This window comes from Streptomyces swartbergensis, from assembly GCF_002148965.1.
In the GTDB taxonomy this organism is placed as follows: domain Bacteria; phylum Actinomycetota; class Actinomycetes; order Streptomycetales; family Streptomycetaceae; genus Streptomyces; species Streptomyces swartbergensis.
The window spans coordinates 1-10,714 of record NZ_NGFN01000292.1; the positions used below are offsets into that span (position 1 = coordinate 1).

At 72.2% G+C, this 10,714-nt stretch carries 12 protein-coding genes and 1 pseudogene; 6 read left to right on the plus strand and 7 right to left on the minus strand.

The genetic code is table 11. The annotated features are described in order from the left end of the window. From CA983_RS33115 to CA983_RS33130, 4 genes are all read left to right on the plus strand, one after another. Positions 1–747, plus strand: a 747-nt coding sequence (locus CA983_RS33115) for an acyl-CoA dehydrogenase family protein (RefSeq protein ID WP_143645611.1), incomplete at its 5' end; no start/stop codon positions are given. Then, positions 744–1,142: a RidA family protein gene (locus CA983_RS33120; protein WP_086604482.1), complete on the plus strand. Its 399-nt coding sequence runs from the start codon at positions 744–746 to the stop codon at positions 1,140–1,142. The genes CA983_RS33115 and CA983_RS33120, both read left to right, overlap by 4 nt. 105 nt (positions 1,143–1,247) lie before the next feature. Beyond that, positions 1,248–1,685 carry a DUF6299 family protein gene (locus tag CA983_RS33125; protein WP_086604483.1) on the plus strand — a complete coding sequence of 146 codons (438 nt, stop codon included), beginning with the start codon at positions 1,248–1,250 and terminating at the stop codon, positions 1,683–1,685. 168 nt (positions 1,686–1,853) lie between these two features. Beyond that, positions 1,854–2,726, plus strand: coding sequence for an LLM class flavin-dependent oxidoreductase (locus tag CA983_RS33130; RefSeq protein WP_086604484.1), 873 nt, complete (start codon positions 1,854–1,856; stop codon positions 2,724–2,726). A gap of 25 nt (positions 2,727–2,751) precedes the next feature. Here CA983_RS33130 and CA983_RS33135 read toward each other — a convergent pair whose 3' ends face one another. From CA983_RS33135 to CA983_RS33160, 6 genes are all read right to left on the minus strand, one after another. Continuing rightward, positions 2,752–3,063, minus strand: coding sequence for an ArsR/SmtB family transcription factor (locus CA983_RS33135; RefSeq protein WP_086604485.1), 312 nt, complete (start codon positions 3,061–3,063; stop codon positions 2,752–2,754). A 66-nt stretch (positions 3,064–3,129) separates the two neighbouring features. After that, a complete protein-coding gene (locus tag CA983_RS33140) occupies positions 3,130–3,429 on the minus strand; it encodes a hypothetical protein (RefSeq protein WP_086604486.1) in 300 nt (99 codons plus the stop codon). Between the two features lie 149 nt (positions 3,430–3,578). Further along, complete coding sequence (locus CA983_RS33145; protein WP_086604487.1) at positions 3,579–4,343, minus strand: class I SAM-dependent methyltransferase; 765 nt, start codon at positions 4,341–4,343, stop codon at positions 3,579–3,581. 90 nt (positions 4,344–4,433) lie between these two features. Beyond that, a complete protein-coding gene (locus CA983_RS33150; RefSeq protein WP_086604488.1) occupies positions 4,434–5,630 on the minus strand; it encodes an aminotransferase class V-fold PLP-dependent enzyme in 1,197 nt (398 codons plus the stop codon). Positions 5,631–5,635: 5 nt separating this feature from the next. Next, complete coding sequence (locus CA983_RS33155; RefSeq protein WP_086604489.1) at positions 5,636–6,955, minus strand: pyridoxal-phosphate dependent enzyme; 1,320 nt, start codon at positions 6,953–6,955, stop codon at positions 5,636–5,638. Next, positions 6,952–8,418, minus strand: a complete 1,467-nt coding sequence (locus CA983_RS33160) for a Y4yA family PLP-dependent enzyme (protein WP_086604490.1) — start codon at positions 8,416–8,418, stop codon at positions 6,952–6,954. Before CA983_RS33160 ends, CA983_RS33155 begins: the two co-directional genes overlap by 4 nt. Before the next feature lie 353 nt (positions 8,419–8,771). Here CA983_RS33160 and CA983_RS33165 point away from each other — a divergent pair, with 353 nt between their 5' ends. Together CA983_RS33165 and CA983_RS33170 are read left to right on the plus strand one after the other, a co-directional pair. Next, positions 8,772–9,452, plus strand: a complete 681-nt coding sequence (locus tag CA983_RS33165) for a response regulator (RefSeq protein ID WP_086604491.1) — start codon at positions 8,772–8,774, stop codon at positions 9,450–9,452. Positions 9,453–9,586: 134 nt separating this feature from the next. Continuing rightward, positions 9,587–10,285 (plus strand): class I SAM-dependent methyltransferase, encoded by a 699-nt coding sequence (locus CA983_RS33170; protein ID WP_086604492.1) that lies wholly within the window; start codon positions 9,587–9,589, stop codon positions 10,283–10,285. Here CA983_RS33170 and CA983_RS33175 read toward each other — a convergent pair. Next, positions 10,272–10,714: pseudogene (locus CA983_RS33175) on the minus strand (serine/threonine protein kinase); the annotation flags it as partial. The gene CA983_RS33170 and the pseudogene CA983_RS33175 overlap by 14 nt on opposite strands.

Genomic DNA, 10,714 nt, shown 5'->3' on the forward strand with positions numbered 1-10,714 from the left:
GCCGAACTCGCCGCCGCCCCCGACGGCCCCACCCGCTGGCGTCTCACCGGTGAGAAGTGCTGGATCTCCAACGCCCCCGAGGCCGATTTCTACACCGTCTTCGCCCGGACCACCCCGGGGGCAGGGGCGCGCGGCGTCACGGCTTTTCTCGTGCCGGCCGACCGGCCGGGGCTGACCGGTGCCGGGCTCGACATGCTCTCCCCGCACCCCATCGGCGCGCTCGACTTCGATGCCGTGCCGGTGACGGCCGACGACGTGCTCGGTGAGGTGGACCGGGGGTTCCGGGTCGCCATGGGGACGCTCAACCTGTTCCGCCCCAGTGTCGGCGCCTTCGCGGTCGGCATGGCCTGGGCGGCGCTGGACGCGACCCTCGCGCACACCGCCGGGCGGGACGCCTTCGGCGGCAAGCTGAGGGACCTTCAGGCCGTCTCCCACCAGGTCGCCGAGATGGCCCTGCGCACGGAGGCGGCCCGGCTGATGGTCTACGCGGCGGCGACGGCGTACGACGAGGGCGCCCCGGACGTGCCCCGGCGCGCCGCCATGGCGAAACTGCTCGCCACCGAGACCGCGCAGTACGTCGTCGACACGGCCGTCCAGCTGCACGGCGCCCGCGCGCTGCAACGCGGTCACCTGCTCGAACACCTCTACCGGGAGGTGCGCGCCCCACGCATCTACGAGGGAGCCAGCGAGGTCCAACGCGGCATCATCGCCAAGGAGTTGTACGCGGCCCACCAGGAGGCCCGGTGACCACCGAACGCGTCAACCCGCCCGGCCTCGCCCCGCCGACAGGCTTCTCGCACGCCGTCGTGGCCTCCGGGTCCAGGGTGGTGTTCCTGGCGGGGCAGACCGCCCTCGACGGCGACGGCAAGGTAGCAGGCGCGACCCTGCCGGAACAGTTCGAGAGGGCCCTCACCAACCTGCTGGCCGCCCTCACGGCGGCCGGCGGCACGCCCTCCGACCTGGCCCGCGTGACCGTCTACGCCACGGACGTCGCCGCGTACCGCGCCCACGCCCCCGAACTGGGCCGCCTCTGGCGGAAACTGGTGGGCCGCGACTACCCGGCCATGGCGGTCGTCGAGGTCGTCCGGCTGTGGGACGAGGAGGCGTTGGTGGAGCTGGACGGCTTCGCCGTGCTGCCGTGAGGACGTGGCGGACTCGCCACCGAAGGGGTGAGGGTCACGGGCGCCGGATCGGAGGCCCGGTACGAGTGGAAGCCGAAATTCCACTCCTTTCGGGAGGTTCCCCCCATGCGTCTACGTCCCCTTCTCGGCGCGGCGACCGGTGCCGCGCTGCTCCTGCTCACCGGCGCCACCGCTGCGCCCGCCACCGCGGCACCCACCCCGCAGGAGGCCGTGACGGTCGACAAGGTGGGCAAGATCGCCGCCGACGGCACCGTCACCCTCTCCGGCACCTACCGCTGCCAGAGCTCCAGCGGCCCGGTCTTCGTCAGCTCCTCCGTGAGCCAGGGCGTCTCCACCACCAGCTACGGCATCGGCGGCACCCGGGCCGTGTGCGACGGCGCGAAGCACCGCTGGGTGAACAGGGGTCGCCCCATGCCCGGCGCCCTCGTGCCCGGCGCGGCCCACGTCGAGGCCGCCCTGATGGAACTGCGCACCTTCAGCGGCATGCTGCTGCCCCGCTTCCACGCGACGCACGGCCAGGCCGTCACCCTGACCCAGGCCTGAGCACAACGGTGAACGGACCGGTGAGCGGCCCGGGTCCGCGGGGCACTCACCGGTCCGATCCCCGAGCCGGTGACGTGCGCTTCCGCCGGCGACACGCCTCACGGCGTCAAGAGCCAAGCAGCGTAAAGCAGTTGTTCATCTGGGAGCACTGAGGGTAGGTAAGGACCCATGACTACTCTTGGTGCTGTTTTCCGGCCTCAGCTGCCCCCCGAGAAGCTGCGTGACATAGCCCGTACCGCCGAGGCGGCGGGGCTGGAGGAGCTGTGGTTCTGGGAGGACTGCTTCCTGGAGGGCGGGGTCGCCACCGCGTCCGCCGCGCTCGCCTGGACCGAACGGCTGCGGGTCGGCATCGGACTGCTGCCCGTGCCCCTGCGGAACGTCGCCCTCACCGCGATGGAGACCGCCACCCTGGACCGGCTCTTCCCGGGGCGCTTCACACTGACCGTCGGGCACGGCGTGCAGGACTGGATGGGGCAGGTCGGCGCGCGAGCCGAGTCGCCGGTCACGCTGCTGCGCGAGTACCTCGACGCGCTGCGGGCGCTGCTGCGCGGCGAGCGCGTCACCACGGACGGGCGGTACGTGAAACTGGACGACGTCGGCCTCGACTGGCCTCCGCCCACCGCTCCCGAGGTGCTCGCCGGCGTCACCGGCCCCCGTTCGCTGCGCCTGTCCGGCGAGGCCGCCGACGGCACGCTGCTCAGCGAGGCCATCCCTCCGGACGGCGTGCGAAACGCCCGCCGGCTCATCGACGAGGGCCGCGCGGCGGCCGGCCGCACCGGCTCCCACCGCGTGGTCGTCTATCTCCTCACCGCCACCGGGCCGGACGCCGCCGCCCGTCTCCAGGCCGAGCGCACCGCCTCCGGCACTGACAAGATCCCCGGCCTGGGAGTCGCCGGTGACGCCGCTGCGGTGGCCGAGGCCGTGCAGCGCCTGGTCGCCGCCGGCGCCGACACCGTCGTCCTCGAACCCACCGGCGATGAGCCGGACCCCGAGGGCTTCGTCCGCTTCGTGGCCGAGGACGTCCGCCCCCTCGTCCCGTAACCCCGCGAAGAGGGCGCCCCGTGCGCTACTCCTGGACGTGCCGGATGGCGTCCAGGACGATGTGCGCCACATGGTCGTCGGTGAGGGTGTACCGCGTCTCGCGGGCCTGACGCCGGGCGGTGACGATCCGGGAGGTCCGCAGCACCCGCAGATGCTGGGAGACCAGTGGCTGGCTCACCCCCAGGGCCGTCACCAGCTCATGGACGTACTTCCCGCCGGCGGACAGCTCCCGCACGATGCCCAGCCGTACGGGCGAGGCCAGCGCGCGCAGCAGCTCGCCGGCCGCCTGCAGGGTCTGGTCCGGATCGTCCGTCGGAGGAGAGGGCGTCGTTGTCATATGCACACATTAGCATATGGCAACGATTTCCAGTTTGCCCGGATGGTCGCGCGGGGGCGGGGCTCGTCAGTGGTCGTCCCAGTGTCCCTCGTGCGCGGCGTGACGGTGGCCGTCGTGCACGTAGTCGGTGTGGTCGTCGTGCCGCACGGCCAGATGGCCGCAGTCGTCGCCGTGCTGGTGGTCGTGGTTCTGGTGCACCGCGTGGCCGCCGTTCGCGCACTCGTCGACGTGGCCCTCGTGCATCCGGTGGATGTGGCCGTCGTGGGCGAAGTCGGTGTGGTCACCGTGCGTGAAAGCGGCGTGGCCGCAGTCGTCGCCGTGGGTGTGCGCGTGGTTCTCGTGGGTGCGGTGCTCGGCGGTGGTCATGGGGGTGGCTCCTCGCGTGTACGTGTGCTGCCCACGGCGCTTCGGCCGGGGCTGTCATGGCGACATTAACATATAGCGATTCCTGCATGTATTGTCCGAGAGCCTCGCGCCGCCCGCAGGCCGAGGGCGGCGCAGGGGTGACGCCCGGGTCAGCGAACCGCGACGACCACGCAACTCTCGCCGTACTGCCAGACCGGGCCCGCCGTGGCGAAGCCCGCCTGCCGGAGCAGCTCCAGATGAGTGGAGAGGGGGAGTTCGGCGGGACGGCCGGTGCCGGGAGGTGCCTCGCGGCGGCGGCGCTCGGCGAGCAGGTCCGTCAGCTCGGGGTCGTCGGCGACGGCGGCCCACCAGGAGCCCCAGTCCTCGTGGGCGAACACCCGCTGCCGGTCGGCGCGGCGCTGCCCGACATGGGCGGCGATCCCGGCCGGGCCCGTGTCGTCCTGGGGGAGGTGGTCGCCGTTGACCAGGACACCGCCGGGCCGCAGCAGTGCGGCGAGCTGCCGGTAGACGCGCAGCAGGGTGTCGCGGTCGAGGTAGTGCAGGGCCGTCGTGGAGACGGCCGCGTCCAGGGGCCGGTCCAGGTCCAGAGCCCAGGTCCAGCCGGGTGCGCCGATCTCGGCGTCGACGTAGCGGGCCGCGTCCGGGTGGTGGGTCCGGCCCAGCTCCAGCAGCAGGGGATCCCGGTCCACGGCCACGATCTCCGCGTCGGGCAGCCGCCGGACCAGCCGGGCCGCCAGGGAGCCGGGCCCGCAGCCCAGGTCGACGACGAGGGGCGGGGAGTCGCGCCCGGCCGTGACGTGCTCGACGACATCGGCGATCACCGTGAACCGCTCCTCGCGGTCGACCGCGTACCGCTGCTGCTGGAGCTCCCAGCGCTCCACCCACCGCTCCGCCGTCGCCAGACTCAGCCCCATCCGGTCGCGCCACCTTGCCGTCTCGCACCTGACTCTTTCGTACCCGAGCCTACAGGTGGAAACGGTTCCCATTACGCCTAGTTGGGGGAGTCACTGGAGTGAAGCGAGGACGGACAGCAACCGGTCGATCTCCTCAATGGTGTTGTACACATGCAGACTCACCCGTACCGAACCGGTCTTCTCGCCCGCGTCGCCCTGGCAGTGGTTGTCCGAGCGGACCATGAAACCGTGGCTGAACAGGATGAAGCCCAGGTCGCCCGAGTCGATGGCGTGGTGTCGCAGGGTGACGATGCCCTGGCGCTGCTGCACGGCCGAGTCGGCGGCCAGGCTCAGCGGGCAGCCGAGGATCTCGTAGGCGTCCAGACGGCGCAGCCCCTCGGTGAGCCGGGCCGCCAGGGCGACCGTCCACTGCTCGACGCGCTCCACACCGGCGGCGTCCAGCCAGTCAAGGGCCGCTTCGAGCGAGGCGATGCCCACGGTGTTCGGCGTACCGCTCCACCCGCCGGGCGTGAAGGCCGGGCCGCGTTCCTGCCGGGCCCACACCGCCCCGGAACCGGGCAGGGCCAGCGCCTTGTGCCCGGAGAAGACGACGAAGTCGACGTCCAACTCGGCCACCGACACCGGCAGATGCCCGACACTCTGCGCCGCGTCCAGACAGATGACCGCGTCCGGGCCGACCGCCCGGCGGATGCGCTGCACGTTCATGTCGCCGCCGTAGACATGGTGCACATGGGTGGTGGCGACGAACCGCGTGCGCGGCCCGGCCCGTTCGGCGAGTGCACGATGGTCGTAGTCCCCGGAACCGCTCTGGTACGGCATCGGCACCACCCGGATGTGCACCCCTTCGCGGGCGAGCAGCCGCTGGACCTCCCGCCAGGGCTCGATGTTGGCCTGGTGATCGGCGTCCGGTACGACGATCTCGTCGCCGTCGCGCAGGAACCCCGGCAGCCAGTCGCGGGCGATGGTGCGCAGCCCCTCGGTCGTGCCGCTGGTGAAGTGGACGGCGGAGCGCTCCGGTCGGTGATCCGCGAGGAACCGGGCGACGCGCTCGCGGGTGCGCTCGACCAGCTCCGTGGTCCGGTTGGCCCACGTGTAGGTGCCGCGTGCCGCGTTGGCGTTGCTGGTGGTGAGGTACGTCTGCACGGCGTCCAGGACGGCCTGCGGCTTCTGGGCCGTCGCCGCGCTGTCCAGGTACGCCAGCTCCGGGTGCCCGGTGACGATGGGGAACTGGGCACGCAGCGCCTGCTGCCACTGGCGCAGATCATCACGGATCGCGGGTGCGGTCATGGCCGTCAGTCCCGCACCAGGGGCGCGCCCGCGTCCCGCCAGGCGATGATGCCGCCGGCCAGACTGCGCACGTCGGGATGGCCCATCCGGGTCAGCAGCGCCGCCCACCGGGCGGACTGCTCGCCCACCGGGCACGCCAGCAGCACCGGCCGGCTCCGGCTGAACGGCAGTCCGCCCTGGAGGAGTTCGGCGAACAGCTCGTCGACGATGTTGACCGAACCGTCGATGTGCAGCGCCGCGTACGCGTAGGGGCTGCGCAGATCGACCACGAGCGGCCCCTCGGTGTCGATCCACCGCCGGGCCTCGGCCACCGTGACCGACGGCGCCCCGCCGACCTCGGCGTCGGTCAGATCGGCCGGCGAGTTCTTCCGGGGCGGCCGGCCCAGCAGGTCGGGCCGCCGCTGCCGGACGTAGCTCAGATAGCTCTCCACGCGGTCGCAGACGATGAACACCGCCGTCCGGCGCTCGGTCAACTCCTCGTCGACGGCGCGCAGATGACGGACGGCCCCGTGGTAGGCGGCGCCTCCGGTGGGCCCGCCCAGGATGCCGCAGCGGCGGTTCAGCGTCAGCATCCCCTCGATCGCCTCGTCGGAGCTCACCGACTCCATCGTGTCGTACGTCTCCGGGTCGAACAGGCCGACCTCCTGCACCTCGTCGATGGTGCGGATCCCGGGGATGAAGTCGGACTTGGCCGCGACCAGCCCGACCACCCGCACCGAGGGGTCCTCCTCCCGCAGCGCGCGGGCCACGCCCGTGGAGGAACCGGCCGTGCCCACGCAGGCGACGAACCAGTCCGGCACCCGGCCGTCCAGGTCCTTGACGATCTCCGGGCCGGTGCCGGTGAGATGCGCCTCGGTGTTGCGCGGGTTGAAGTACTGGTCGGTGTGGAGATAGGTACTGCCGGAGGCGGACAGCGTGCGGTGGAAGAGGGTCAGCGGGTCGTCGGTCGCGGTCGGGTCCAGACACTCGCTCTGCCCCGGCAGCTCCTCGATCTCCGCGCCGAGCAGCAGCAGGAGGTCCTTGATCTCCGGCACCCGCATCCGGTTGGTGACGCTCTTGAAGCCCAGGCCGTGCATGCCCGCGACGACCGCCAGCGCCTTCGCGGTGTTGCCGCTCGACAACTCCACGACCTGGCTGCCGTGTTCCACCGCCTCGGCCAGCAGCGGACGCGCCATGTTCCAGGCCGCCCGGTCCTTCACCGAGCCGAAGGGGTTGAGCATCTCCAGCTTGGCGAACAGGTCGATGTTGCGCAGGCCGTGCACGGCCGGGTCGATCCGTACCAACGGGGTGTTGCCTATCGCATCGGTGATGCTGTCGTACCTCACTGAGCTCCCCCCGAGGGCGTGATCGGCCAGAACTGCTCGTCCAGGCACCAGCGCCAGGCCTCGCCGTCCTGCCAGGCGGCGACCTTGCGGGCGGCGGGCTGGTGCTGGGCGCGGGTGGCGTGGAAGTCCATGGCGTAACCGGCGGTGTTGGCGAAGGCCAGCAGGTCGCCGGGGACCGGGCGGCGCGGCAGGAAGACCGTGCGCCGGGTGATCAGATCGGTCTCCAGGCACAGGCCGCCGAAGAGGTGGACGGCGACGGGCCCCTCACCCGGCCCGGCTCCGCTTCTGGGGATGACGACCGGGTCCATCAGCACTCCGTGGTCCTCCAGGGCGATGTCGTCCGCCTTCGCGGCCAGCCGTACGAGCAGTGCGCCGCCCGCGTCCTGGGAGCGGACCTCCAGCACCCTCGCCAGGGTCAGGCCGCACTGGTCCAGCAGCGCCCGGCCGGGCTCGCTGTGCAGGTCGTACAGGTGCTCCAGCAGCAGCGCGGCCAGCGGACGGCCGCCCAGGGAGGCGGCGGGCTGGGCCAGCAGCTCGTCCAGATAGGCGGCGCCGGCGACGGACCGGTGGGCGGGGTAGAGGCCGAGCACGCCGCGCACGGTGCCGGACTCGTTGCGCAGCCCGTAGCCGTGCCCACCCCAGGTCAGCGGCGGGCGGCGGCCCAGGACGGCGGCCGTGAGCGCGCTCGTGTACGCCTCCCACTGCTCCCGCTCGGCGAGGTAACTGACGCCGAACCCGCCCCCGATGTCCACGGCCCGGGGCCGCAGCCCCCGGCTCCGGCACGCCTCCAGGGCCGCCAGGGACCCTTCCAGGGCGGTCGCCTTCTCCGCGACGCTCGTGGTGTCCAGGTGGTAGGCCACCCCCGTCAGCTCGACCGCGTCGCCGTGCCGCTCGACCGCCTCCAGCAGGCGGTCCAACTCCCGTACGGGCGTGCCGAAACGGCTGCGCCGGCTCAGCACCTTCACCCCCGACGTCTCGAACCCCGACAGCCGCAGCAGCACCCGCACCGGGGCGAGCGCGTGCTTGCGCACCAGCGCGGCGAGCTGCTCCAGCTCGGCGACGCCGTCGACGCCGACCGTGACGCCCGTGAGAGCCGCGAGCCACAGGAACTCGGGGTTCTTCGGCCCCGTGGCCATGATCCGGCCGGCGGTGAAACCGGCCCCCAGCGCGTGCTGCAACTCGCCCAGCGACGCGACGTCCACGCCCGCGTCCGTGGCGGCGAGCCGGCGCAGCAGCGCGCTGGACCGGTTCGCCTTGTGGGCGTAGTAGACCTGGCCGGACAGGTGGTGCCGCCGGTACACGGACCGGAACCGCTCCAAGTTCTCGGCGATCTGGTCCGGCACCACGACGTGCAGGGGTGAACCGAGCGCGTCGGTGAGCGAGTGCAGCGTCCCGGTCGCTGCCATGAGCGACCCGAGCCGTGGTTCCAGTCGGGGTTCGAGATACAAGGGCCGGCCGTCCATGCGCGCTCCCTCCCCTGTAGCGGCTGCGCCCGGCATCCGGGCACGTCCGACACTCCCCGCGTTTCGCCGTATAGCCCATATCCATTCTTCGGTCGCTTTACGCCCTGTAAGGCCCAGGCCCGTCCCCGCGCCGGTGTGAAGCGGATCACGGTTTGGCCGGGTGGCGCGCGCCCGGCGCGGGGCCGTGGCATCCGTCGTTCGGCCGAGCCTTAGCAGGTCGGGCCGGTGAGTCGTGGCCGTTCGGCCGAGGCGGCGACCCTCGGCCGCCACGCAGAGTGGGGTGCGGTCCGGTGCCCGGGGGCAACGGGTGGGCGGGCCGCACGGGTTCGCGTGCCGGAACGGGAGAAGTGAGCATGGTCGTACGGGTGGTCGTCGTCGACGACCAGGACATGGTGCGCTCGGGATTCGCCGCCCTGCTGTCCGCGCAGAGCGACATCGACGTCGTGGGGGAGGCGCCCGACGGCCGGCGCGGGGTGGAGGTCTGCCGCAGCACCCACCCGGACGTGGTGCTGATGGACATCCGGATGCCGGAGATGGACGGTCTCGAGGCGGCCCGGCGGCTGCTCGACCCGCCGCCGGGCGTGACGCACCGGCCCAAGGTGCTGATGCTGACCACCTTCGACATCGACGACTACGTCTACGAGGCCCTCCAGGCCGGCGCCAGCGGCTTCCTGCTCAAGGACGCCCCCGTCGCCGAACTCGTCCAGGCCGTCCGGGTGATCGCGTCCGGTGACGCCCTGCTCGCCCCCTCCGTCACCCGCCGCCTCATCGAGGACATGACCCGCCGCCGCCCTCCGGCCGGGCGGCGGGCCCGGTTGCGGCTGAACGGCCTCACACCCCGGGAGACGGAGGTTCTCGGGCTGGTCGCGCGGGGCCTGTCCAACACGGAGATCGCCGCGACGCTGGTGGTGGCCGAGCAGACGGTCAAGACCCACATGACCCGGCTGATCGCCAAGCTGGGTGCCAGGGACCGGGCCCAACTGGTCGTCCTCGCCTACGAGTCGGGGCTGGTCGTGCCCGGATCGACCGGCTGAGTCCGCAGACGCCGGATGCGGGTCATACCCAGGTGCGACACCGCGGTTGGCACCCGGGTGTGACGTGCGGCCCGCGTTCCGCGCCCTACCGTCACCGCGCCCTGACCACGGACCGGTACGCACGGAGCGCCCATATGCACCAGCCCCTCGACATCGACCACGTCGTCCGCCTCTACCGCACCTACGCCGACGACCTCGACCGGGTCCGCGAGGAACAGCGCGCGCTGCTCGCACCGCCCGCCTTGATGAAGGCCCAACTCGACGACATCGAGGCGGAGATCACCTATCTGCTGCTGCGCGAGGCCCGGCCGGAGACGGTGGTGGAGATCGGCACGTTCCACGGCTGGTCCACCACCTGGATCCTGCGCGCCCTGCGCGACAACGGCACGGGCCACCTGTACTCGTACGACGTGGTGGACCACGTCCTGCGCGAGGTGCCCGGCCGACTCGCCGAGGGACGCTGGACGTTCACACAGGGGGACGTGCGGGAGAACCTGGAGAAGGTCCCCGACACGGCGGACTTCCTGTTCATCGACGCCGCGCACTCCGCGCGCTTCGCCCGCTGGTACGTCCGGCACCTGCTGCCGCGCATGCGGCCCGGCATACCCGTGTGCGTCCACGACGTGTTCCACGGGCGCCGGGCGCTGCCGTTCACCGAGGGAGCGGTGGTGCTGCGCCGGCTCGCCGAGCGGGGGAACCGGTACTTCACGGCGTCCCGGGCGCACGCGCCGGAGATCCACGACCGGCTGAACGACGTCAAGCGGCGCCTCGGCCTCGGACATCCCGTCAAGAACAGCACGGACAACCCCATGATCTTCTTCAGGTTGTCCTGAAGCCGTCCCTGACCTGGTCGAAGACGGGGCGGTAGGTGTCCCACTGCTCCTCGGGAGCCGAGAGGTAGATGTCGTACTCGCGCCCGCCCTCGCGGCCGTAGCCGAGGTCGATGGCGCGGAACGGGCGGGCCCGTCCCTGGAAGGTGAACTCCCAGATGGCGGCGGGCTGTTCGCGGAAGGTCGTCCGCTGCATGCGGAGCCGGCGGTAGGAGGTCGGGTAGTTGACCTTGGTGTTGGCCTCGATGTCGGCGAAGTGGTTGGCGGGGTTGGGACCTGCCGGGGCGACGGTGCCGATGGTGATGCCGGCGAGGCCGGAGGGGGTGGTGTAGATGACTTGTTCCGCTGTGCGGTTGCGGGGAGTCCAGTCGTTCGGGATGGGGAAGGAGACGCCGAGCTTCGGCTCGTGGACCAGGTGGTAGCCCTTGGGGG